The organism is Enterobacter sp. D2, from assembly GCF_034427575.1.
Classification (GTDB): Bacteria; Pseudomonadota; Gammaproteobacteria; order Enterobacterales; family Enterobacteriaceae; genus Enterobacter; species Enterobacter cloacae_M.
In genome coordinates, this window is the sequence record NZ_JAXQPP010000003.1 from 298,655 (window position 1) to 322,826 (window position 24,172).

At 57.8% G+C, this 24,172-nt stretch carries 23 protein-coding genes and 1 tRNA gene; 11 read left to right on the forward strand and 13 right to left on the reverse strand.

The window, feature by feature from the left end; all coding sequences use genetic code 11:
- Positions 1–166 precede the first annotated feature (166 nt).
- The 5 genes from SPG90_RS16860 to SPG90_RS16880 all read left to right on the forward strand — a co-directional run bounded on the left by SPG90_RS16860 (position 167) and on the right by SPG90_RS16880 (position 5,551).
- Positions 167–2,038: an amidohydrolase gene (locus SPG90_RS16860; protein ID WP_322408240.1), complete on the forward strand. Its 1,872-nt coding sequence runs from the start codon at positions 167–169 to the stop codon at positions 2,036–2,038.
- Positions 2,038–2,445 carry a DoxX family protein gene (locus SPG90_RS16865; protein WP_045404554.1) on the forward strand — a complete coding sequence of 136 codons (408 nt, stop codon included), beginning with the start codon at positions 2,038–2,040 and terminating at the stop codon, positions 2,443–2,445. Before SPG90_RS16860 ends, SPG90_RS16865 begins: the two co-directional genes overlap by 1 nt.
- Positions 2,442–4,061: an MFS transporter gene (locus SPG90_RS16870; protein ID WP_322408241.1), complete on the forward strand. Its 1,620-nt coding sequence runs from the start codon at positions 2,442–2,444 to the stop codon at positions 4,059–4,061. Before SPG90_RS16865 ends, SPG90_RS16870 begins: the two co-directional genes overlap by 4 nt.
- Positions 4,062–4,091: 30 nt before the next feature.
- The gene (locus SPG90_RS16875; protein WP_227879979.1) at positions 4,092–4,913 is read left to right on the forward strand and encodes an alpha/beta fold hydrolase; all 822 of its coding nucleotides are present in this window, start codon (positions 4,092–4,094) and stop codon (positions 4,911–4,913) included.
- Between the two features lie 125 nt (positions 4,914–5,038).
- On the forward strand, positions 5,039–5,551 hold the full coding sequence (locus SPG90_RS16880; protein WP_322408242.1) for a hypothetical protein: 513 nt from the start codon (positions 5,039–5,041) through the stop codon (positions 5,549–5,551).
- A gap of 133 nt (positions 5,552–5,684) precedes the next feature.
- Here the strand turns inward: SPG90_RS16880 and SPG90_RS16885 are convergent, their stop codons facing one another.
- The 8 genes from SPG90_RS16885 to rraB all read right to left on the reverse strand — a co-directional run bounded on the left by SPG90_RS16885 (position 5,685) and on the right by rraB (position 10,925).
- Positions 5,685–5,984 carry a hypothetical protein gene (locus SPG90_RS16885; protein WP_032984946.1) on the reverse strand — a complete coding sequence of 100 codons (300 nt, stop codon included), beginning with the start codon at positions 5,982–5,984 and terminating at the stop codon, positions 5,685–5,687.
- A 20-nt stretch (positions 5,985–6,004) separates the two neighbouring features.
- Positions 6,005–6,220, reverse strand: coding sequence for a helix-turn-helix transcriptional regulator (locus SPG90_RS16890; RefSeq protein ID WP_032984947.1), 216 nt, complete (start codon positions 6,218–6,220; stop codon positions 6,005–6,007).
- 166 nt (positions 6,221–6,386) lie between these two features.
- Positions 6,387–7,199, reverse strand: coding sequence for a DUF6387 family protein (locus SPG90_RS16895; RefSeq protein WP_007681866.1), 813 nt, complete (start codon positions 7,197–7,199; stop codon positions 6,387–6,389).
- A gap of 111 nt (positions 7,200–7,310) precedes the next feature.
- Positions 7,311–8,561: a tyrosine-type recombinase/integrase gene (locus SPG90_RS16900; protein WP_007681868.1), complete on the reverse strand. Its 1,251-nt coding sequence runs from the start codon at positions 8,559–8,561 to the stop codon at positions 7,311–7,313.
- A gap of 189 nt (positions 8,562–8,750) precedes the next feature.
- Positions 8,751–8,835: transfer RNA gene (locus SPG90_RS16905), tRNA-Leu, on the reverse strand.
- Positions 8,836–8,941: 106 nt separating this feature from the next.
- Positions 8,942–9,664, reverse strand: coding sequence for a topoisomerase II (locus SPG90_RS16910; protein ID WP_126303672.1), 723 nt, complete (start codon positions 9,662–9,664; stop codon positions 8,942–8,944).
- A 30-nt stretch (positions 9,665–9,694) separates the two neighbouring features.
- A complete protein-coding gene (gene miaE / locus SPG90_RS16915; RefSeq protein WP_322408243.1) occupies positions 9,695–10,453 on the reverse strand; it encodes a tRNA isopentenyl-2-thiomethyl-A-37 hydroxylase MiaE in 759 nt (252 codons plus the stop codon).
- Between the two features lie 46 nt (positions 10,454–10,499).
- Positions 10,500–10,925: a ribonuclease E inhibitor RraB gene (rraB, locus tag SPG90_RS16920; RefSeq protein ID WP_006810300.1), complete on the reverse strand. Its 426-nt coding sequence runs from the start codon at positions 10,923–10,925 to the stop codon at positions 10,500–10,502.
- 99 nt (positions 10,926–11,024) lie between these two features.
- On the opposite strand from rraB, the gene argL reads away from it, so the two are divergent.
- The 3 genes from argL to xynR all read left to right on the forward strand — a co-directional run bounded on the left by argL (position 11,025) and on the right by xynR (position 13,347).
- Complete coding sequence (gene argL, locus SPG90_RS16925) at positions 11,025–11,120, forward strand: putative translational regulatory protein ArgL (RefSeq protein WP_213751710.1); 96 nt, start codon at positions 11,025–11,027, stop codon at positions 11,118–11,120.
- Positions 11,090–12,094 (forward strand): ornithine carbamoyltransferase, encoded by a 1,005-nt coding sequence (argF, locus tag SPG90_RS16930; protein ID WP_322408244.1) that lies wholly within the window; start codon positions 11,090–11,092, stop codon positions 12,092–12,094. The genes argL and argF (SPG90_RS16930) overlap by 31 nt, the downstream gene beginning before the upstream one ends.
- 494 nt (positions 12,095–12,588) lie before the next feature.
- Positions 12,589–13,347, forward strand: coding sequence for a DNA-binding transcriptional repressor XynR (gene xynR / locus SPG90_RS16935; protein WP_322408245.1), 759 nt, complete (start codon positions 12,589–12,591; stop codon positions 13,345–13,347).
- A 4-nt stretch (positions 13,348–13,351) separates the two neighbouring features.
- On the opposite strand, the gene SPG90_RS16940 is transcribed toward xynR, so the two are convergent.
- From SPG90_RS16940 to SPG90_RS16960, 5 genes are all read right to left on the reverse strand, one after another.
- Positions 13,352–14,962, reverse strand: a complete 1,611-nt coding sequence (locus tag SPG90_RS16940; protein ID WP_322408246.1) for a glycoside hydrolase family 43 protein — start codon at positions 14,960–14,962, stop codon at positions 13,352–13,354.
- An 11-nt stretch (positions 14,963–14,973) separates the two neighbouring features.
- On the reverse strand, positions 14,974–16,356 hold the full coding sequence (locus tag SPG90_RS16945; RefSeq protein WP_322408247.1) for an MFS transporter: 1,383 nt from the start codon (positions 16,354–16,356) through the stop codon (positions 14,974–14,976).
- A gap of 226 nt (positions 16,357–16,582) precedes the next feature.
- Complete coding sequence (gene yagF, locus SPG90_RS16950; RefSeq protein ID WP_322408248.1) at positions 16,583–18,550, reverse strand: xylonate dehydratase YagF; 1,968 nt, start codon at positions 18,548–18,550, stop codon at positions 16,583–16,585.
- Positions 18,551–18,564: 14 nt separating this feature from the next.
- The gene (gene yagE, locus SPG90_RS16955; RefSeq protein ID WP_126303686.1) at positions 18,565–19,473 is read right to left on the reverse strand and encodes a 2-keto-3-deoxygluconate aldolase; all 909 of its coding nucleotides are present in this window, start codon (positions 19,471–19,473) and stop codon (positions 18,565–18,567) included.
- Between the two features lie 260 nt (positions 19,474–19,733).
- Positions 19,734–20,186, reverse strand: coding sequence for a YhcH/YjgK/YiaL family protein (locus SPG90_RS16960; protein ID WP_213751716.1), 453 nt, complete (start codon positions 20,184–20,186; stop codon positions 19,734–19,736).
- Between the two features lie 675 nt (positions 20,187–20,861).
- Between SPG90_RS16960 and arcA the strand changes: the two genes are divergently transcribed.
- The 3 genes from arcA to argF (SPG90_RS16975) all read left to right on the forward strand — a co-directional run bounded on the left by arcA (position 20,862) and on the right by argF (SPG90_RS16975) (position 24,128).
- On the forward strand, positions 20,862–22,082 hold the full coding sequence (arcA, locus tag SPG90_RS16965) for an arginine deiminase (protein ID WP_047174640.1): 1,221 nt from the start codon (positions 20,862–20,864) through the stop codon (positions 22,080–22,082).
- A 10-nt stretch (positions 22,083–22,092) separates the two neighbouring features.
- Complete coding sequence (arcC, locus tag SPG90_RS16970; protein WP_047174641.1) at positions 22,093–23,004, forward strand: carbamate kinase; 912 nt, start codon at positions 22,093–22,095, stop codon at positions 23,002–23,004.
- Positions 23,005–23,123: 119 nt separating this feature from the next.
- Positions 23,124–24,128 carry an ornithine carbamoyltransferase gene (gene argF, locus SPG90_RS16975; protein ID WP_045331738.1) on the forward strand — a complete coding sequence of 335 codons (1,005 nt, stop codon included), beginning with the start codon at positions 23,124–23,126 and terminating at the stop codon, positions 24,126–24,128.
- The last annotated feature ends 44 nt before the right edge of the window (positions 24,129–24,172 follow it).

The following is a 24,172-nucleotide window of genomic DNA, read 5'->3' on the forward strand; positions in this document are numbered from 1 at the left end:
GTCACCCTCATCCTGCGGTTTTCCGTCCCTGCGCGTAATTATCTCTTCGTATAGTTAACCTTAGGTATAGTTATACTTTGGTATACCTATCCTATTGTATAACTGGATCTTTGCCGAAACCGGTTCCCATAATCCTGACCATTCCCCTCTCAGTCAGGAGCAGTTTATGGTTACCCTCGGTAAAGCCGATCTCATTCTGGTTAACGGCCAGTTTCACACCGTCGATCGCGAGAACCCCGTCGCGGAAGCCGTTGCCGTGCACGACGGAAAATTTCTGGAAGTGGGTACCGTCGCCGAGGTGATGCAACACCACTGCGAAGGCACCAAAGTGGTCGACTTAAAAGGCCACACCGCCATTCCCGGCCTGAACGACTCGCACCTGCACCTGATCCGCGGCGGGCTGAACTACAACCTCGAGCTGCGCTGGGAAGGCGTGCCGTCGCTGGCCGACGCCCTGCGGATGCTGAAAGAGCAGGCCCTGCGCACGCCGTCGCCCCAGTGGGTGCGCGTGGTTGGCGGCTGGACCGAGTTCCAGTTCGCCGAGCGCCGCATGCCGACCCTGGACGAAATTAACGACGCCGCGCCGGATACCCCGGTCTTCATCCTGCACCTGTACGACCGCGCCCTGCTCAACCGCGCCGCGCTGAAGGTGGTCGGCTACACCAAGGACACGCCGAACCCGCCGGGGGGCGAGATCCAGCGCGACGCCAACGGCAACCCAACCGGGATGCTGATTGCCCGTCCGAACGCCATGATCCTCTACGCCACGCTGGCGAAAGGGCCGAAGCTGCCGCTGGAGCAGCAGGTTAACTCCACCCGCCAGTTCATGCGCGAGCTGAACCGTCTGGGGCTGACCAGCGCCATCGACGCGGGCGGCGGCTTCCAGAACTACCCGGAAGATTACGAGGTGATCGCCGAGCTGCACGAGAAAAAGCAGATGACCATCCGCATCGCCTACAACCTGTTTACCCAGCGTCCGGGCCACGAGCTGGAAGATTTTGAAAAATGGACCGACATGCTCACGCCGGGCCAGGGCAGCGACTTCTTCCGCCACAACGGCGCGGGCGAGATGCTGGTCTTCTCCGCCGCCGATTTTGAAGACTTCCTCGAGCCGCGCCCGGACCTCGCGCCGGGCATGGAGGACGAGCTGGAGCGCGTGGTGCGCCATCTGGTGGAGCACCGCTGGCCGTTCCGCCTGCACGCTACCTACAACGAATCCATCAGCCGCATGCTGGACGTGTTCGAGAAGGTGAACCGCGACATTCCGTTCAACGGCCTGCACTGGTTCTTCGACCATGCGGAAACCGTTACCCAGGCCAATATCGACCGCATCAAAGCGCTCGGCGGCGGCATTGCCGTGCAGCACCGCATGGCCTTCCAGGGGGAATACTTTGCCGAGCGCTACGGCATCGAAGCCACCCGCCACACGCCGCCGGTGGCGAAAATGCTCGAGACCGGCGTGCCGGTGGGCTTAGGGACGGACGCCACCCGCGTGGCGAGCTACAACCCGTGGACCGCGCTCTACTGGCTGGTCTCCGGCCGCACCGTCGGCGGAATGCAGATGTACGACCACAGCGCCCGTCTGGACCGCGATACCGCCCTGATGCTCTGGACCCAGGGCAGCGCGTGGTTCTCCAGCGAGCAGAACCAGAAGGGGCAGATCAAGGTCGGCCAGCTCGCCGACCTGGCCGTGCTGAGCAAAGACTACTTCCGCGTGCCGGAAGAGGAGATCAAGGGCATCGAGTCCGTCCTGACGGTGGTCAACGGCGATATCGTTTACGCCGCAGGCAGCTTTGGTCCGCTCGCGCCGCCTGCCATTCCGGTTCTGCCCGAGTGGTCCCCGGTGGTGAAGGTGCCGGGCCACTACCGCAGCGCGCCGCCGCAGGCCGCCCGCGTCGGGATGAGCGCCGTTCATCACTGCAGCGGCCCGTGCGGGGTTCACAGCCACCAGCATGATTTCGCCCGCATGTCAGAGATGCCGGTGTCCGACGATAACGCTTTCTGGGGGGCGCTGGGCTGCAGCTGCTTTGCATTCTGATGAAAAACACCTTTGCTCTGCCCCGGGTCGACCTGGGGCTGTTCTTCCTGCGCCTGACCGGCAGCCTGCTGCTGCTCTACGTGCACGGCCTGCCGAAGGTGCTGCACTTCAGCGACGAGCTGACGCGCATTGAAGATCCGTTCGGCTTCGGGCCCTGGGCGAGCCTGATCCCGGCGATTGTCGCCGAGGTGATCTGCCCGCTGTTTATCATTGCGGGCGTGTACACCCGCCTGGCGTGCCTGCCGATTATCGCCGTGCTGCTGGTGGCGATGCTGGCGGTCCACCCCAACTGGTCGATTGCCGAAGGGCAGTTTGGCTGGCTGCTGCTGATTATCTTCACCACCCTCGCCCTCACCGGGCCGGGCCAGTGGCGGCTGCAGCGTAAGACAGCGGAGAGGTTCGCATGACCCAGGTTAACGACGTTCGCGACGCACACGTCGAGACGACGCCCGCATCGACGGTTTCGCCCTGGCAGCCGCTGAGCCAGCCGGTGTTCCGCATGCTGTGGATCGCCACGGTGGTCTCTAACGTCGGCTCATGGATGAGCGACGTCGGCATCAACTGGAGCATGCTGACCCTGAGCGCCGATCCTTTAGATATCGCGCTGGTGCAGGCGGCCAGCAGCCTGCCGATGTTCCTCTTCGCCCTGCCGTCCGGGGTGATGGCGGACATCGTCGACCGACGTAAATACCTGCTCTTCTCCCAGCTGTGGGTGTTCATCGCCGCCGCCGGGCTGACGGTGCTCTCCTTCACCGGACACGTCACCCCCACCGTTCTGCTGGTGGCGACGTTCCTGCTGAGCGTGGGCGCGGCGATGAGCTCGCCGCCGTTCCAGGCCGTGGTGCCCGATCTGGTGAGCAAGCCCGAGCTGGGCGCCGCCGTGGCGCTGAACTCGCTCGGGGTGAACATCAGCCGGGCGATTGGCCCCGCGCTGGGCGGTTTTCTGCTCTCGCTCGCCGGGCCGTGGATGGTGTTTGCCCTCAACGCGCTCTCCGTGGTCGGCGTAGCGTGGGTGCTGTGGCGCTGGCGTCCGGCCCCGTCCATTCAGCGTCTGCCGCCGGAGCACTTCTTCTCCGCGGTGCGATCCGGGATTCGCTACGTGCACGCCGCGCCGGTGCTGCGCAACGTGCTGGTGCGCACCGTGGCCTTCTTCGTTTTCGGCAGCGCGGGCTGGGCGCTGCTGCCGCTGGTGGCGCGCCGCGAGCTGGGCTTAGGCCCGGCGGGCTACGGCGTGATGCTGGCGTGCATTGGCCTGGGGGCGATTGCCGGGGCGATCCTTCTGCCGCGCCTGCGCCAGCGGCTCGACGCCGACCGCCTGATGGTGGCCGCCAGCCTGATCTTTGCCCTCACCATGCTGGCGCTGGCGTTCGTGCGCCACGTCTGGCTGCTCAACCTGTTTGAGTTCTTCACCGGCTTCGCGTGGATTGCGGTGCTCTCAACACTGAACCTCGGCGCGCAGCGCAGCGCCGCCCGCTGGGTGAAGGCCCGCGCGCTGGCGGTCTACCTGACGGTGTTCTTCGGCTCGATGACCGCGGGCAGCGCCATCTGGGGGCAGATCGCCTCCCGCTTCGGCACCCCGACATCGCTGGTAGTCGCCACGCTGGGGATGGTGCTGGCGAGCGCGACGGTGTTCCGCTGGAAGCTGGGGAAAGATCCGGACCTGAACCTCGACCTCAGCGGCCAGCCGCTGGACGGCGTGGAGATTGACCTGCCGAACGAGCGCGGCCCGGTGCTTGTGTCGCACGAGTACATCATCGACCCGCAGAATACGAAGGCCTTCCTGGAGGCGGTTCACGAGCTGCGCCGGGTGCGCCGCCGCGCCGGGGCGATGAGCTGGGCGGTGTACGAGGATATCGAACGTCCCGGCCTGTTTATCGAGACCTTCCTGATGGGCTCCTGGATTGAGCATCTGCGCCAGCAGGAGCGCCACACCATGAATGACCTCCTGCTGCAGAGCCGCGTTCTGGCTTTTCATCAGGGCACAACATCACCGGCAATTCGCTACCTGGTCGCGCCGGTATAACCATAACCATCACCTGCACAGGAACACACTATGGCAACGTTTAAGGCAAAAGACGGCACGCAGATTTACTACAAGGACGGCGGCGCGGGCAAACCGGTTCTCTTCAGCCACGGCTGGCCGCTGGACGGCGACATGTGGGACAGCCAGCTGAACTACCTGGCGGAACGCGGCTTCCGCGCCATCGCCTTTGACCGCCGCGGCTTTGGCCGCTCGGATCAGCCGTGGAACGGCTATGACTACGACACCTTTGCGTCCGACATCAACGACCTGATTACCACCCTGGACCTGCAGGACGTGACGCTGGTGGGCTTCTCCATGGGCGGCGGCGACGTGACCCGCTACATCAACAACTACGGCAGCGCGCGCGTGGCCGGTCTGGCGCTGCTGGGCGCGGTGACGCCAATCTTTGGCAAATCCGACACCTTCCCGCAGGGCGTGGATCAGAGCGTGTTCGACGGCATTCGCGACGGACTGCGTAAAGATCGCGCCCAGTTCATCAGCGACTTCGCCACCCCGTTCTACGGCATCAACGCCGGGCAGACTGTTTCCGCCGGTGCCCTGACCCAGACGCTGAACATCGCCCTGCTGGCGTCCCTGAAGGGCACCATCGACTGCGTGACCGCGTTCGGCGAAACCGACTTCCGCCCGGACATGGCGAAAATCGACGTGCCGACGCTGGTGATCCACGGCAGTAACGACCAGATCGTGCCGTTTGAAAGCACCGGCAAGCTGGCGGCAGAGATGATCAAAAACGCCACGCTGAAGGTGTACGACAACGCGCCGCACGGCTTCGCGCTGACCCACCAGGACCAGCTCAACGAAGATCTGCTGGCGTTTGTGAAGTCGCTGTAATTTCCCGGGGCTGACGCCAGAAGGCGTCAGCCTGAATATGCACTTCCCGGCATACTAAATTTGAGCGTAGAACTCCCTCTCCCTTGTGACTAGTATTCCTTCATTTCAAAGGGAGACTACATAAGATGAATATCCAGCTTCATAAGCGGCTAACCCGAAAGTTTATCATCGCTATTTTAACATCCTCTTCATTTGTCACAGCCTGTACATTTAGCGTTATATGGTTCTATCTTGCGAATATTGACCGGCTTGATATTTTATATGATGCATTAAGCGTGAGTAGCGCAGTAGGAATAATATTTGGGTTTACCCTTGTCTCACTACTTGGCTTCAGCCTTGTCATTTTTATCTCATCTTTCCTTGCTTACTTAATTTACACCGCACATGAGAAAGAGTTTGTTAAATACGAAGGTTTAACACATAGCTTTACCTCAGTCTGTTTTGGTAATAGCTTTGTGATGTGCGTTGTGCTTATCGGAGCGTTCTGCTTACAATTTTTTCTGGATATAAATGGTTTTATCGTTCTTGCCTTAGCGATAGCCATAATACTGGCCGCATCGTATGGCTTATGCTACAAGCTTATGTTCAACGTTCACTCGTACAAGGATGTTGATGATACGCGTGATGTAAAATATTGATGTTATATACACTTAATACTTCGAAAACTATCTCACTGCCTTGCTAATAAACGGTCATAAAAATAATGTAAGTTATTCTGTAAAGTTTTAAGATAAATTATGCAGCCAAACTTTACATTTTCATAAAAAGCTCTTAGTCCAATAGATATAAAATTATCCGCTTCGCTAAGAGTTTCATTTCATCAGGACATTTAATTAGAGAAAACCAAGTCTCGTAAACATATATCTGTTTGGAAGCATTAAGCTCAGAGATTGAGTCTAAAGGTTCTCTCAAATTTCCTACAAGGTACTGACTGAGCCAGTAAATAATTTCTTTATTAAACTCGTTATTGGGTAAGTCATAAATCACTTCTTGGTCAAAGATCTTATAAAAAAGATCTCCGCATAAATTGCACATATGGTTATCTTCACTCACAAATTCTTCGATATTCATAACATGTCTCCCTAAATTAACTAAGCAACATTATTTCGACTTGTTTCGATAACAGACTGAATCCAGGCATCAATCTCACTTTCGACGAAAGCAACGGCACGAACCCCGATCTTCACTGGTGCCGGAAACCGACCTTCACTGATCAGACGATAGATCCAGGCCTTGCCGAAACCAGTTCGTTTCAAGACTTCTGGTAAACGAATTAAGCTATGATTGGTTGTATCGGTTGTATTCATTTGGCTGTCTCCTCCGTTTCCGTTACGGAGATATTAGCCACACAGATTTGTATCTATGAAGGGAATGCTGATAACTGAAAAGTTAGATGAGGGAAGAATGAAAGGAAATTCCGGGGAAGAAAAATATTTACGCCCTCCCCTTGACAATTAACATGATGATTTACAACTAGAAAGAGCCGAGTTCAGAAATCGGTATGTTGACGAGATGGCTGTTTTTGCTGATAAAATATTCGAGACTACGGGTTGTTTCTCCATTCAATGACTTCTCTGCAACTGGCCTGTCTGTATCTTTAATGTGATCTTCTCCTCTGATCTCACTTGTAAAGTCGGGATACAAGACACGAGACAAGACCATATTTGAGATTTTTACTTTTTTAAATTTTGCCCAAATCAATAGATCAATCATTGGGATAATATTGTAATCGACAAGTTTTCTTATTTTTGCCAGTCCAATTTTTTCTGTTTTTACTGGCTCAATTTCATATTCTTTCCTGAGAATGGGTAGCATCGTTTGTAAAGCTGTTATAATTTCTTCATCGCTGGACATTCCTAAATCAAATGAAACATACATCTTGCTGCTATTTTGGTTAAGAAAAAAGTCTCTCATAGTTTTTGTTATTGGTTTCTTTTTCAACTCTTTTTTGAATTCGCCATTTTCTTCAAAAAAATCCATGCTAAACATTATTAACTTGTTCTCTAATTTTTTTATATCACCAAAGCTAACCTGCGCAACATGTCTTTGGCCCTTGTCAAAATGACCATGATTATTATTATCTTGTCTGCTTAAAATAGGATTACCTTCAAGGATAGACCTTAAATTTTGATTATCATCTTCCCATCCAAAATTTACACTGTCGAAAATCGCTTCTCTAAAGGCAAGCTCCGTATACAGTTCTTTGATTGTAAGTGATTTTAACTGCTCATAGTTTTCGAGACTAAACCAGCTTTTTAATTCTTCATAAGGGCTTACTACTTTCATTAATCCCTCCACAGGTTTCAAAGCATGAATGAGTTAACACTGCTTATTTGAATTAATTCTCCCTTAACAAGATTGATAAGGGAGAGCGATTAATTAACTACTTATTCATAGTTAAATATTTTTAAAATCAAATGGTGAAACTTGTCGTATTCTAAGAAGGTCAAGGTAATCGGCCCACCACTGCAACATAAGCTTTCTCTCATCAAGGTGCTCTGCTTTATGTATGTACGCAGCACGAACTGAGTTACGCTCCTGATGGCTCATTTGCCGTTCAACAGCATCTTTCGACCACAAACCGGATTCAATTAAAGCACTACAAGCCATAGCCCTGAATCCATGTCCACAGACTTCAACAGTAGTGTCGTAGCCCATAGCTCGCAAAGCTTTATTAACTGTATTCTCGCTCATAGGTTTGCGGAAATTATGATCACCAATAAACACGAGTTCATGGTCACCACTGATCTCTTTGATTTCCGTCAGCACAGCCAATGCCTGACAACTCAAAGGAACAAGATGTGGAGTTCGCATTTTCGAACCACGGTGCGAATGTTTGACCCCTGGCAATGGCTCGCGTTCTCCAGGGATAGTCCACATCGCATTTTCAAAGTCGATCTCCGACCATCTTGCGAATCTGAGTTCACTGGAACGAATGAAAATGAGTAATGTAAGCTTCACAGCTAACTTCGTGAGTTTTCTACCTTTGAAGTTATCAATTCGTTCTAAAAGTTCAGAGAATCGTTCGAATGGCAAAGCTGGCCTGTGGGTTCTTTTGGCTACAGCAATAGCTCCTGCCATTTCCTGAGCAGGGTTGTAATCTATCAGCCCATTCTGTACAGCATATCGCATCACAGCCGTTGTTCTTTGCTGTAGGCGGGAAGCAACTTCCAATCGCCCGGAAGCTTCAACAGCCTTGATAGGTGCAAGAAGATCTCTGGTATTAAGCTCGGATATTTTTCTTTTACCGATTGCAGTAAAGAGACCATCTTCCATGCTTTTTAGAACTCTCTCACTATGGGAATCTGACCATTTCCTTTTACAGGCAGTATGCCAGTCCCTTGCAACAGCTTCGAATGTTAGGGCTTCGCTTTGCTCAATCTTATCTGCTTTTTTCTTCTCAGAAGGGTCGATACCATCAGATACCAACTTTTTGGCCTCATCTCGTTTCCTGCGAGCTTCACCAAGAGAGACCATTGGATAAACACCCAATGCTAAAACTTTCTGTTTGCCATCGAAACGGTATTGGAGTCGCCAGTATTTTGAACCATTGGGGTTGATCAGCAGGTGCATACCCTGCCCATCTGTGAGTTTGAAAGGTTTGTCGGAGGGCTTGGTAGTCCTAACTTTGATATCGGTGAGAGCCATCAGTTGATACCTCCAGTGTTGGTACCAAAATCAATCGAACCGGGAATACCATCAGTTATACCATCATCAGTTGGTATATGTTCAAGGAATTGAGTAGACGTGGACAGACTAAGAAAAGTCAGAAATCTGCTTAACTTACTGTTTTTATGGACTAAAGTAGACGTTAGTAGACTTGAAAAAAGCTTTATATGGTGCCGAAGGCCGGACTCGAACCGGCACGTATTTCTACGGTTGATTTTGAATCAACTGCGTCTACCGATTTCGCCACTTCGGCACTGAAGGGGATGCGGAAACGTTGTGGATTATACCTGTCGCGCGCCGCCATGCAAGCGACGACGCGCTAAACCCGCGCTAAGTGCCCAAAAAACCAGCGCCCTTTGTCACTCCAGCTCAGACACCGCCAGCCGAATCACCCCCGCCGCCTTCTGCTCCGGCAGCGCCAGCACTTTCGCCCACATCTCCTGCACCATATCGCAGGAGAGCTTCTCTTTGCCCGCCGCCTTCTCCGGCATCTGCAGCAGCTGGATGTCCTCGCCGTACTTATCGGCAAGTGCCTTCATAATCGGCCGCACGTCCTCGACAGCGGCCTCGCGTTCGGCCTGGGTCACGGTGTGGCGGTTTTTGCCGTAGGCCGCGCGCATCATGTCCGCGTCGGCCTGCATGCGCCGCGCCATCAGGTCTTTATCCAGCATGCGCATCGGGTTTACGCCGCCCTTCACCGTCGGGTAGAGGAAGCGGAAGCAGGCGTCGTCGCTCACCTTCTGGATGGCGGCGGTCTGCTCCATGTTGATGGTCATGTAGTTCACCACGTTGGCGTCCGGGGCGTTTTGCAGGCGCGACATCTGCAGATGCAGGATCTGCGGCTGAATGGTATCGATAATCTGCTGCTCCGGCTCGCCCGCTTTTTGCAGGGCGGCCATCTGGTCGAGGATGCGCTGATGCAGCACAGGCTCCTGCTCCTTGATCACCTGCCAGGCGGGCATCGCGTTGAGGGCGTTATCCATCTGCCGTTCCGGGGCGCGCTGCCTGTCGAAAAACACCCAGAACGCCACGGCGGCAGCCGCGACGACGACAATCACAATACGGGTCCACGTTTTATTCATCTCGCATCCTTATCCTTGAGTTGTGCCGGTTTACACCGGCACGCCGCTGTGGAAGCGAAACTCGTTGTCCGGTGTCGAGATAAGTGTGGCTTCAATTTCGCCAAAAAGCTTTATGCGCGGTGAGATATCGTCGTCGCTCACCTGCCGGGCGAGCGTCAGGTAGTCCTGATAGTGGCGCGCTTCCGAGCGCAGCAGCGAGAGATAGAACTTCTGCAGGTCGTCGTCGAGGAACGGGGCCAGCGCGGCGAAGCGTTCGCAGGAGCGGGCTTCGATGTAGGCGCCGCAGATGAGCTTGTCGATCAGCGTCAGAGGCTCGTGGGTGCGTACTTCCTTCAGCATCCCTTTGGCGTAGCGGCTGGCGGTGATTTTGACGTACGGAATGTCGCGGGCCAGCATCGCCTCGCGCACCTGCCAGAAGTGATGCAGCTCCTCTTTGATCAGCAGCACCATGCTGTCGATGAGCGCCTGGCCCCACGGGTCGTCGGTTTTGGGCATCACGCTTTTGCCAATCTGCCTGTGCAGGGCGATGAAGTCCGGCTCCGGGCCGTCGCGGAAGGTGAACTGTTCGTAGGGCTTGAGCCAGTCGAGCAGCGCGTCGGCACCGCTTTCGTTGGCGACGTATTTACGCACCAGCAGCAGCGCGGTCTGGGCGGCCTTGAGCTCGCACACCATGTGGTCGGTGAGCAGCAGCGGCAGGTTCGCCGGGTCACGGGCTTTATCAATCCATGCTTGTGGGGTCGGGCACTGGAGGAAGTTGAGTACGGGGGCGAGTATCTGCGGGTAATCCATGGTTCTGCCTTGAAAAAGCGGTGGCGCGCGCCACCGCCTGAAACGCTTAGTGACGCACGCCGTCGTCGTCTTCGTCGACGTAATCTTCGTCGTCGCCTTCTTCGCCGTCTTCACCGTTCGGATCTTCGAAATAGGTTCCCCAGCCGTCGTATTCCACGTCGAACTTCTCGGCCAGGTTCATCAGCTGTTCTACCTGCGCGTCGATCAGCTCCGCCTTCAGCGCGCCTTCGCTCAGGATGTCGCAGCAGATGACGGTATCGCCCTCTTCCACTTCCAGCTCTTCCGGCTCGGTCACTTCGTAACCCAGTTTAAAAGCTTCCACCGCCATTTTTTCCAGCGCGTCGAAATCATCCGCAGAGAAATGGTGCTCGATGGTGTACAGCGCGTCCGGATCGCTACCGTCTTCCAGCAGTTCTTCAATAATCAGACGCGTCTCTTCGCGTTGCTCTTCCAGGTGTTCCGGGTTTGCCATGGCTCAATCCTCTTTAAAGTGCGGCAGATACTTCTATTTTCACACACGGACGGGTTTGCCTCCACCTTTGTTGGAAAGATTTGTGAAACGGGGTTGCAAATGAATAATTACACATATAAAGTGAATTTTAATTCAATAAGTGGCGTTCGCCATGCGAGGATAAAATGTTCGATTTATACAAGAAACACTTTCTGAAACTGCTCGACTTTACCCCTGCACAGTTCACTTCTCTGCTGACCCTTGCCGCACAGCTCAAAGCCGATAAAAAAAATGGCAAGGAAGTACAGAAGCTTACCGGTAAAAATATCGCGCTCATCTTCGAAAAAGACTCGACCCGTACACGTTGCTCTTTCGAAGTTGCCGCATTTGACCAGGGCGCGCGCGTCACCTATTTAGGGCCGAGCGGTAGCCAGATTGGGCATAAAGAGTCAATTAAGGACACCGCGCGGGTTCTCGGGCGGATGTACGACGGCATTCAGTATCGCGGCCACGGCCAGGAAGTGGTCGAAACGCTGGCGCAGTATGCGGGCGTGCCGGTGTGGAACGGGCTGACCAACGAGTTCCACCCGACGCAGCTGCTGGCTGACCTGCTGACCATGCAGGAGCACCTGCCGGGCAAGGCGTTTAACGAGATGACGCTGGTCTACGCGGGCGACGCGCGCAACAACATGGGCAACTCGATGCTGGAAGCGGCGGCGCTGACCGGGCTGGATCTGCGCCTGGTGGCTCCGAAAGCCTGCTGGCCGGAAGAGAGCCTGGTGGCGGAATGCAGCGCGCTGGCCCAGAAGCACGGCGGGAAAATCACGCTGACGGAAGACGTGGCGGCGGGCGTGAAGGGCGCGGACTTTATCTATACCGACGTGTGGGTGTCGATGGGTGAAGCCAAAGAGAAGTGGGCGGAGCGTATCGCGCTGCTGCGCAGGTATCAGGTGAACGCGCAGATGATGGCGCTGACCGGAAACCCGGACGTGAAGTTCCTGCACTGTCTGCCGGCGTTCCATGACGACCAGACCACGCTCGGCAAGCAGATGGCGAAGGAGTTCGATCTGCACGGCGGGATGGAGGTGACGGACGAGGTGTTTGAGTCGAAGGCGAGCATCGTGTTCGACCAGGCTGAAAACCGGATGCATACGATTAAGGCGGTGATGGTGGCGACGCTTGGGGAGTGATTGACTCCTCTGCGGCCTGGTGCCCTCACCCCGGCCCTCTCCCACAGGGAGAGGGAGAAAACCCAGCCCGTAGGCCCGTGCAAGCGAAGCGCCGCCGGGCGAATCAGGCGGTGATGCGGCCTGATGCCCTCTCCCACAGGGAGAGGGAGAACACCCAACCCGTAGGCCCGTGCAAGCGAAGCGCCGCCGGGCGAATCAGGCGGTGATGCGGCCTGATGCCCTCTCCCACAGGGAGAGGGAGAACACCCAACCCGTAGGCCCGTGCAAGCGAAGCGCCGCCGGGCGAATCAGGCGACGATGCGGCCTGATGCCCTCTCCCACAGGGAGAGGGAGAACACCCAGCCCGTAGGCCCGTGCAAGCGAAGCGCCGCCGGGCGAATCAGGCGACGATACGGCCTGATGCCCTTTCTCCCACAACCCGCTCTACTCAATTGATTTTTCACCCCGAAAAAGGTACGTTTTCGCCTTAATTCCAGCGTGGACATACCAGCATTATGCCGATTATTCAGTCTGTTGAACGTGCGTTGCAGATCCTCGACCTGTTCAACGATCAGGCCACCGAGCTTAAGATCACCGACATCAGCAAACTGATGGGGCTGAGCAAGAGTACCCTCCACTCGCTGCTGAAAACCCTGCAGCTTCACGGCTATATCGATCAGAACCCGGAGAACGGCAAATATCGCCTCGGCATGAAGCTGGTCGAGCGCGGCCATTTTGTCGTGGGCTCCATCGATATTCGTCAGAAGGCGAAAGGCTGGCTGACGGAGCTGTCCCGGCGGACCGGGCAGACCACCCATCTGGGGATCCTGGACGGGCGTGAAGGGGTCTATATCGAGAAGATTGAAGGCAAGCTGGCCGCCATCGCCTATTCGCGCATCGGCCGCCGCCTGCCGGTTCACGCCACCGCCATCGGCAAGGTGTTGATTGCCTGGCTGGGCGAGACCGAGCTGAACGCCCTGCTTGAAGGTTATCAGTACACCACCTATACCCCTTCCACCCTCGCCTCTCGCGAAGCCTTAATGAGCGCCCTGTCGCAGACCCGCGAGCAGGGTTACGCCCTGGATAGCGAAGAGAACGAGCAGGGCGTGCGCTGCGTGGCGGTGCCGGTGTGGAACCATGAATCTCGCGTCATCGCCGCCCTGAGCCTGTCGACGCTGACCTCCCGCGTGGACGACGCCGAGCTGGCCCGCTTCCGCGAGCAGCTTCAGCAGGCCGGGCTCGAGCTATCACGCGCGCTGGGCTACCCGGCCTGAGCCGTTAAACCGGCTCGTAGGTGAAGTAGTCGAAGTCTGCGTGGCAGCCATCTCCGCTGATGTCCTCGCAGTGCAGCCCCACAAACGCGCCGGTAAAGAAGCCGCGCCCGCCGATGTAGTCGTCCGACAGCTTCCACGCCTCATACGTCACCGGCACGGCGTGCCACGTCTCGCCGTCAAACGAGTAGCTGTAGCGGTAAACCAGCGTATCAACGTCCACGCGCAGCCATACGCTCTCCGCATGTTCCGGCACCGGAATCGGCTGCTCGTGCAGCGGCCACGACGGTACGTTGTGGTCGAGCTGGATAACCTTAATCGTTCTGCCCTGCCCCTCCTCGTAGTCCACAAAGCAATAGCTCCAGTTTTTGCTGTTGTAGTAGCAGGTCAGCCCCGCGCTCTGCTGGAAGTGGACCGGCGAAAATTGCATCCGCGTTTCTGAACGGAAGGCGAAGTGCTGCCAGCGGCGCGCCACGGTCGACTGGGTGAAGGTCGAGTTGAGCGAGTCGTTGCCGTAGAGCCGTAAGTAGCCCGGGCGCGCGGTGAGCGAGCCGAGGGTGTCGTCGAACGGAATGCGCAGGGTCTGCAGCTCGGGGTCAAGCGAACTGGCGTCGAAATCCTCCCGCCAGCTGCCCTGAACGGCTGCAGGCTGCTCCGCCACCTGCGGGCCTTTCACGGTCAACTGCGCGTGCTTGCCGCCTTCCACGTACGGCCAGCCGTCGCGCCATTCAATGCGGGCGATGCCGGTCTCGCGCCCCAGCGGGCAGTAGCCGCGCCCGCCGGAGGCCAGCAGCGGCACGCCAGGCAGGCGCAGCGGGCGGCTGGTGAGGTAGGCCATGTACCACTCTCCGGTGTGGGTCTGCAGCAGCGAGCCGTGGCCGCTCTTCTGCAGCGGGTTCTCCGGCAGGTGCCAGCTGGTCATCATCGTCACGTCCGGGTGCAACTCGTACGGCCCGTCGATATTTTTGGAACGCAGCACCACGACGGCGTGCTCGTAGCTGGTGCCGCCCTCGGCGACCATCAGGTAATACCATCCCGCGTGGCGATACAGGTGCGCGCCTTCGGTGTAGCAGAGCGGCGTGCCGGTAAACAGCGTTTTGCGCTCGGGCGAGAGCGTGCCGGTCTGCGGATCAAACTCCTGCATCACGATGGTGTTGTGCGGGTTGCTGTGGTGGCGCGGCCCCCACGGGCGGTAGATATAGTATTTGCGGCCATCGTCGTCGTGGAACAGGGACGGGTCGAACCCGCCGTTGCCCATCGGGATCGGCTCGCTCCACGGCCCCTCGATGGAGGGCGCGGTAACGAGGAAGTTGCGGCCGTTTTTCCACGGCGAGTCGACAATCTTCACGTCGGTGTAAAGCAGCCAGAACCTGCCGTCGGCGTAGCTCAGGCACGGCGCCCAGATGCCGCCGGAGTCCGGGTTGCCCTTCATGTCCAGCATCGACACGCGGTCCAGCGGGGTGCTGACCAGCGACCAGTTTTTCAGGTCGCGGGAGTGGTAGATGCGCACGCCGGGGAACCACTCGAAGGTCGAGGTGGCGATGTAGTAGTCCTCGCCCTGACGGCACAGGGAAGGATCCGGGTTGAAGCCGGTCAGAATAGGGTTAGTGATTTGCATAGTGCCTCCGGTTAATGGGATGCGGCTGTCGCGGCGTCAGGAACGGCCTCGCCCTGCGTCGCACGGTGCTTGATCAGCTGCTGGCTGATGGCCTCCACGCGGGCGTCGGTGAGCTTGTAGAACGACAGCATGATGAACATGCCCGCGTAGAGCACCACCGGCACCACGCAGAACAGAATTTTGATGGTGGTCAGCACCTCGACCGGCTGCACGCTGCTGCTGGCGGAGTAGTTCACGTACGCCAGGATCCAGCCCACCACCGCCCCGCCAATCGCCAGGCCAATCTTCAGGCTGAACAGGTAGGTGGAGAACACCAGTCCGTCGAGTCGGCGCCCGCTGCGGCTCTCCTCGTAGTCCACCACGTCAGAGGCCATCAGCCACTGCAGCGGCGTGGTGGTGTTGAAGACGAACAGGAACAGAATGTTGAGGGCAAAAATCAGCGCGATATGCTCGGCCGGGGTGACGAAAATCAGCAGACTGATCAGCGAGTAGGCGACGATGATCCACTTGAAGGCGGTGACGCGGTCGAAGCGGCCCAGCAGGCGGGAAGAGCAGAGCGAGCCGAACATGGTGGCGAGGCTGCCGTAGAGTAAAAACTGGGTCGCCATCTCCGGGTGATCCATCACGTATTTCACGAAGTAGAGCGTCGCCCCGCCGCGCACCACGTTGGAGCATGTCGCCATCATCTTGAACGCGCACATGATCCGCCACTGGCCGTTGCCCAGCAGCAGCCTGAGATCTTTCGCCACCGACGAACCCGGCTGAACCTCAAAGGTGTAGCGCTCTTTGGTCGTGAAGAAGCAGACGTAGAGCAGCACCACGCCGCTCAGCCCCAGCACGCACATGGCGCCAAAATAGCCCACCTGTTCGTCCCCTTCGCCGATGATGCTGACCAGCGGCAGCGCGATGCCGCTGATGGCGAGCGAGCCCGCCGCCGCCAGGAAGAAGCGCCAGGACTGCAGGGCGTGACGCTCTTTCGGGTCGGCGGTGATGACGCCCGGCATGGCGCAGTACGGCACGTTAACGAAGGTGTAGACCAGAGTCAGGAGAATGTAGGTCACGCAGGCGTAGATGATCTTGCCCTGCGCGGAGAAGTCCGGCGTGTAGAAGGTCAGCACGCAGACGATACCGAACGGGATGGCGCCCCACAGCAGGAACGGGCGGAACTGGCCGTGCCGCGTGCGGGTGCGGTCTACCAGCAGCCCCATCAGCGGGTCAGTGACGGCGTCGAGCACGCGGGAGACCAGAAATAGCGTGCCCATAATGCCCGCCGACAGGCCGAAGACGTCGGTGTAGAAGTAGGCCAGCAGGAACATCGTGGCCTGCCAGACGAAGCCGCAGGCGGTGTCACCCAGCCCGTAGCCAATTTTGTCTTTCATGGTTAATTGCGTCATCAGAATTACACCCTTATGTAGTGTGCTGAATTACAACATCGTGTTAATGGAGTGTAATGAGCTGTTCAATTAACCAGCAATGGTCATATCTTATTTCGGAATTACGTTATTTTGCTTTTGTGACGCCGACGATATATCTCAACCTATTGTTTATATTATTAAATAACAGAAACAGAAAAGCCGTCCGCGGAATATTTCCCGCAGACGGTTTTATCTCTGAAAATAATTAAATGCCGAGTGCTTTTTTACCGGCGTTAATTACCTCAATGATTTTATCGGTGTCATAAATACAGCCTTTCCAGGTGCCGCCGCTCACCGACTGCAGTGCCGCCCACAGCCGGGTATCGTCCGGCAAAAAGTCGTGGGCGTGCAGGTCCGGGTGCGTCTGCCGCATTGCCAGCGCGCGCGCGCCCTCTTCCGGCGTCAGCGGGTTGTCCGCGGTGCCGATAAAGTTCACGCAGCCCGTTAACGTCAGGCGGTCGACGGCGATCTCGATGATGTCGTTATCGCGCAGCTTGCCAATCGGCCCGCCCGCCAGCGCCTCCGGCGACACGTGGCCGAAGCAGGCGCCCGTCGACACGCCCGAGAAGCGCGCATCGGTGATTAACGACACTGTCTTGCCCCACGAGATATGCTTCAGCGCGGAGGTGAGCTGGTAGGTCTCTTCCATGCCGGTGCCGGACGGCCCGCCGCCGATGACCACCATGATATCGCCCTGCGCAATTTCTTCCCGCTTGATGGCCTTGATTGCCTGCGCTTCCGAGACAAACACCCGCACCCGGCCGGTGTGGCGGTACACGCCATCTTCGCCCACCACCGACGGGTCGATCGCCGTGGCCTTGATCACCGAGCCTTCCGGCGCGATGTTGCCCGTCGGGAAGCAAACCGTCGAGGTCAGCCCTTTCGCTTTTGCCTTCTCCGGCGGCAGGATCACGTCATCCGGATCTACGCCGTCCTGCTCGCGCAGGCACTGGCGGAAGCGCGCCCGGCGCTCGGACGCCTGCCACCAGTCAAGGTTCTCGCCCACCGTCTGGCCAGTCACGGTCATGGCGTCCAGGTGCAGCAGGCCGAGATCGCGCAGGTGGAGCATTACCTCCGGCACGCCGCCCGCGAGGAAGGCGCGCACGGTCGGATGATAGTCCGGGCCATTGGGCAGCACGCTCACCAGGCGCGGCACTTTACGGTTGACGCGCGTCCAGTGCTCAACGTCCGGGATCGTGCAGCCCGCCGCGTGGGCGATGGCCGGAATGTGTAGCAGTAAGTTGGTGGAGCCGCCGAACGCCGCGTGAATCACCATCGCGTTTTCGATGGCTTTGTCGGTGAGGATATCGCGCGTGGTGATGCCGCGGTTATCCAGCTCGCTGACCGCGCGCGCCGACTGGCGGGCGATCTCCAGCCACACCGCCTGCCCGGACGGCGCCAGCGCGGAATGCGGCAGCGCCAGGCCCAGCGCCTCCGCGACCACCTGCGAGGTGCCCGCCGTGCCGAGGAACTGACACCCGCCGCCCGGCGAGGCGCAGGCGCGACAGCCCAGCTCGGCGGCCTCCTGCAGGGAGAGTTCGTGATTGGCGAAGCGCGCGCCGATGGTCTGCACCTTACCCGCGTCTTCCCCGACGGTCGGCGGCAGCGTCGCCCCGCCCGGCACCAGAATGGTCGGCAGGTCGTGCATCGAGGCCAGGGCAATCATGGTGGCGGGCAGTCCTTTATCACAGGTGGCGACGCCAATCACCGCCCGACGCGTCGGGAGGGAACGGATCAGGCGGCGAAACACGATCGCCGCGTCGTTGCGGTACGGCAGGGAATCGAACATGCCGTGCGTGCCCTGCGAGCGTCCGTCGCACGGATCGCTGACGAAGGCCGCAAACGGGATCCCGCCGCTGCGGGTGATCTCCTTCGCCGCCGCCTGCATCTGCATGCCAATCTCCCAGTGCCCGGTGTGGTAGCCCAGCGCGACCGGGCGTCCGTCCCCGGCGCGGATGCCGCCCTGGGTGCCGATGATCAGCACCTCTTTCCCGGTCAGCCTGTTGGCGTCCCAGCCCATCCCGGCGTTCTGCGTCATGCCGAACAGGTTGCCGCTGGGAGATTCCATCAGCATCTGCGGGGTCAGCGGCAGCGCGCCCTGCGGCCCCGCCGCGTGGGTGATCACCGCATAAAACGCGTCGTCCTGTGGGGTGAAAATTTTCTCAATGGTCATCGTTATCATCCGGCTCAGCAAAGCTTGAGCTGTTGCAGCAGGGTTTTCAGCTGCGCCTTACGCGGCTCGTCCAGCGGGGAGGCGGGCGGCAGCACGTGCGTGGAGACAGGGCGACCGCAGAGCACGATCGCCTCTTTAATCACGTTAACAAACGGCGTATCCAGCTGATACATCTGCGGGATTTGCAGCAGGGTCTGATGATACTCAGCCGCTTTCGCCACGTCCCCGTCGCGCCAGGCTTTCAGAAGATTCACCGACACCTGCGGGGCAAAGTTACCGCTCGCCGAGATCGCCCCGTCGCCGCCGAGCAGCAGGGTATTAAAGAGGTGATCGTCGTAGCCGCAGAGCACCGTGAAGTGCGGATGGGCGCCTTTGACGGTATGGATCATGCTGCGCAGGTGGGCGACGGAGTCGATGGTGTCTTTGATGCCGACGATGTTGCTGCGCGAGTCGGCCAGGGTTTTGACCAGCGCCGGGGTCAGATCCTGCCCGGTCAGCGCCGGGAAGTTATAGAGCATCACCGGCAGCGTGACGCTGTCCGCCACCTGCTCAAAGTAGCGGATCAGGTTCGCTTCCGACACTTTCCAGTAGTAGGGGTTAATCACCACGATGCCGTCCGCGCCCGCCTGCTGCGCGTGCTGGCTCAGCTCAATGGTTTCCCGGGCGTTGGTGCCGCCGGTGCCGATCAGCACCGGCACGCGACGATCGACGTGATCGATAGCAAAGCGGGCAATTGCTTTACGCTCTTCGGCGCCGAGCTGGGAGAACTCGCCGCCGCTGCCCAGGAAGAACAGGCCGTCAACGCCTGCTTTGATGAGATCGTCGATCAGCGCGGCGGTGCCCGTCTTATCGAGCTGGCCGTCGGCGGTAAAGATGGTGGAGACAGGGGGAATGATTCCCGTGAACAACGCGGACTTCGGCATGAGATCTCCTTGCTGAATCATTTTGTTCTACATTATAGAACATCGTTCATTATTTTAACGATCATACTATGACGCAGAAAAAGCGCAGGTAAATGGGAAGGGAAGAGGGAGTGTGGGAAATTTAAGCTGGATCACATATTGCGTTGGTGCGGTCTGGTGCCCTCTCCCACGGGGAGAGGGTGTAAAAGTTCCCTCTCCCCGTGGGAGAGGGTTAGGGTGAGGGTGAGGGTGAGGGTGAGGGTGAGGGTGAGGGGTCAGGGTTACTCCACCACCATTTTAACAACCACTTTCCTGACCTTCGCAGGCGCGCCCACCGCGCACAGCGGCTTGTGCACCTCACCCGGCCAGAACACCACAAAATCCCCTTCGCTAAGCACCACGGTTTTCTCCTGCTCGCCTTCCGGCAGGAACGCGATGTCTTTGTCCGCCAGCCAGTCGGTGTCGGGCGTACCGTGCGGCAGGGTGCTGAAGGTCATCCCCTCCTGGCCCTTCATGATTATCTGGATGTCCAGATAGCGCGCGTGGTACTCGGCGCGGCGCTCGGCGAACGGCTGGGTCATGTCTTCCGAGACCAGATAAAAGAGGCTGCTGCCGTTGATGTCGTGCTTGCCGAGCGGCGTGGCGTCGGTGACGTGGGCTTTAACGTGCTCAATGGCCTGACGCAGCGCGTCAGGCAGCCAGGACTGCAGATGGTGGATGTTGCCGATAATCATGTGAAATCCTTCTATGTAAAACAACGTTTCATTTTTATCTCTTATACGAGAGTTAAGACTGCCATACCAGCGCTTTTTAGACGGGTTTTGCGCGAACGCATGTTTATCGGGAATGGTGTTAATTTGCTGTTAAGCCCTCGCAGGCATTTATGCAGTCATTATGCATATCTTCAGCTCTTCGTTATCACGCCCTTGCGCTAACTCATTGATCGCCAGGCCTTAACAACAAAACTCGCTACCGCTTCACATTTTATCACTTTGATAATTTGCTATTAAATTCAATAAATATTTATTGATTTTCCTTAAGCCAAAAATAGTTAATTAGCAATAATGCATAGTCATTCCACAAAAACTATAAAAACAATTAAAATCAACATCTTAACAAAATATTTCAAAGCATTAAATTCTACAAAACACTAACAACTGAAAATAATGACAACGGATAGTGCTTAGCTATTCACCTCGCCAGAATAATCAATTAATCATTATCTGATGCGAATCATGCAAATGAAAACAAACCGCTTAATATCCATTTTCGCGTGAGCAACATCACAATAAGGATTATTTAACCGCCTAGTATGAATCACGAAATCAATTGAGCTTAGCCGCCATGAAATTAAACACATCACATGGCGCATGCCCTTTTTATTCTGAAAAACAGTTAAAGGAATAATTATGGAAAAGCATTACGTCGGTTCTGAAATTGGTCAATTGCGTAGCGTTATGCTGCATCGTCCTAATTTAAGTCTGAAACGTTTAACGCCATCGAATTGTCAGGAGTTGCTTTTCGATGACGTGCTCTCGGTTGAGCGGGCGGGTGAGGAGCATGACATCTTCGCCAACACGCTGCGCGAGCAGGGTGTGGAAGTCCTGCTGTTGACCGACCTTCTGACGCAATCCCTTGATATTGTAGAAGCGAAAGCCTGGCTACTGGATACGCAGATCTCCGACTACCGCCTCGGCCCAACCTTTGCCGGCGACGTGCGCGGCTGGCTGGCGGATATGCCGCACCGCGAACTGGCGCGCAGACTGAGCGGCGGATTAACCTACGGCGAAATTCCGGCGGTCATTAAAAATATGGTGGTGGATACCCACACGGCGAATGATTTTATTATGAAGCCGCTGCCGAACCATTTATTTACCCGCGATACCTCCTGCTGGATTTATAACGGCGTCTCTATTAACCCAATGGCCAAACCAGCCCGTCAGCGTGAAACCAATAACCTGCGGGCAATATATCGCTGGCACCCGGCGTTTGCCGACGGCGATTTTATTAAGTATTTCGGCGACGAGAATATTAATTACGACCACGCCACCTTAGAAGGCGGCGACGTACTGGTGATTGGCCGCGGGGCGGTATTGATCGGCATGTCCGAGCGCACGACGCCGCAGGGCGTGGAGTTCCTCGCTAACAGCCTGTTTAAGCACCGCCAGGCCGAGCGCGTGATTGCCGTTGAGCTGCCCAAACACCGCTCCTGTATGCACCTCGACACCGTCATGACCCACATCGACGTGGACACCTTCTCCGTCTACCCGGAAGTGGTGCGCAAGGACGCCCAGTGCTGGACGCTTACCCCGGACGGACGCGGCGGCCTGCTGCGCACTCAGGAAACCGACCTGCTGCACGCCATCGAGAAAGCGCTCGGCATTAACCAGGTGCGCCTGATCACCACCGGCGGCGACGCCTTTGAAGCCGAACGCGAGCAGTGGAACGACGCCAACAACGTGCTGACCATCCGCCCGGGCGTGGTGATTGGCTACGAGCGCAACGTCTGGACCAACGAGAAGTACGACAAAGCGGGCATCACCGTGCTGCCCATCCCTGGCGACGAGCTCGGACGCGGTCGCGGCGGCGCGCGCTGCATGAGCTGCCCGCTGGAACGCGACGGAATTTAAAGGAGCCATCATGGAACGAAAACCCACTCTGGTTGTGGCCCTTGGCGGCAACGCGCTGCTCAAGCGCGGCGAGCCGCTGGAAGCCGAAATCCAGCGCCAGAACATCGAGCAGGCCGCGCGCACCATCGCCGGATTAACAGAACAGTGGCGCGTGGTGCTGGTGCACGGCAACGGGCCGCAGGTCGGGCTGCTGGCGCTGCAGAACAGCGCCTACGACAAAGTCACACCCTACCCGCTGGACGTTCTCGGTGCCGAAAGCCAGGGAATGATCGGCTACATGCTTCAGCAGGCGCTGAAAAACAATCTGCCGCAGCGCGAGGTGAGCGTCCTGCTCACCCAGGTGGAAGTGGACGCCGCCGACCCGGCCTTCAGCAACCCCACCAAATACATCGGCCCGGTGTACAGCGAAGCACAGGCAAAAACGCTGGCCGCAGAAAAAGGCTGGGTGTTTAAGGCCGACGGGAGCTACGTCCGCCGCGTGGTGCCGTCACCGCAGCCGAAACGCATCGTCGAGAGCGACGCCATCACGGCGCTGATCCAGCGAGATCACCTGGTGATCTGCAACGGCGGCGGCGGCGTGCCGGTAGTGGAGAACGCCAACGGCTATCGCGGCATTGAGGCAGTGATCGACAAAGACCTCTCCGCCGCCCTGCTGGCACGCCAGATCGAGGCCGACGCCCTGCTGATCCTGACCGATGCCGACGCGGTGTACCTCGACTGGGGCAAGCCGACCCAGCGCCCGCTGGCGCAGGTCACGCCGGAGCTGCTCAGAGGCATGCAGTTCGACGCCGGATCGATGGGGCCGAAAGTGGCCGCCTGCCGCGAGTTTGTTGAGGCCTGCAACGGCATTGCCGGGATCGGCGCGCTGGCCGATGGCGCGGAGATCCTCGCGGGCGAGAAAGGCACGTTGATTCGCAACTGAGTCGTTTTCCCCTCACCCTAATCCTCTCCCTAAGGGAGAGGGGGATGATTACACCCTCTCCCCGTGGGAGAGGGCCGGGGTGAGGGCATCAAACAGCAAATTTTAAAAAGGATTTAGCCATGACCATCAACCTGAAAAACCGCAACTTCCTCAAACTGCTGGACTACACCCCGGCGGAGATCCAGTACCTGATCGACCTCGCCATTGAGCTCAAGGCCGCCAAAAAAGCCGGGCGCGAGAAGCAAACCCTGGTCGGGAAAAATATCGCCCTGATCTTTGAAAAAACCTCCACCCGCACCCGCTGCGCCTTCGAAGTGGGCGCGTTCGACCAGGGTGCGCAGGTCACCTACCTCGGCCCAAGCGGATCGCAGATCGGCCATAAAGAGTCGATGAAGGACACCGCCCGCGTGCTGGGCCGCATGTATGACGGTATCGAATACCGCGGCTACGGCCAGGCCATCGTTGAGGAGCTGGGCGAGTACGCGGGCGTGCCGGTGTGGAACGGCCTGACCGACGAGTTTCACCCAACGCAGATCCTCGCCGACCTGATGACCATGCTGGAGCACGCGCCGGGCAAAACCCTGCCGGAGCTGAGCTTTGCCTATCTCGGCGACGCGCGCAACAACATGGGTAACTCCCTGATGGTCGGTGCGGCCAAGATGGGGATGGATATCCGCCTCGTCGCGCCGAAATCCTTCTGGCCGGAAGCGGGGCTGGTTGAACAGTGCCGCGCCATCGCGAAAGAGACGGGCGCGCGCATCACCCTCACCGACGACGTGGAAGAAGGCGTGCGGGGGGCCGATTTCCTCTACACCGACGTGTGGGTCTCCATGGGCGAGCCGAAGGAAGCCTGGGCCGAGCGCGTCAGCCTGATGAAGCCGTATCAAATCAACGCGGACGTGATGAAGGCCACCGGCAACCCGAACGTCAAGTTTATGCACTGCCTGCCGGCGTTCCACAACGAACACACCAAAGTGGGCCGCGAGATCGAGATGGCGTACGGCCTGAAGGGGCTGGAGGTGACGGAAGAGGTCTTCGAATCACCGAACTCCATCGTCTTCGACGAAGCAGAGAACCGCATGCACACCATTAAAGCGGTCATGGTGGCGACACTCGGCGACTAATCACCGCCCGGCGCGCCAAGGGGTGCGCCGGGTTTAAGGAGAAC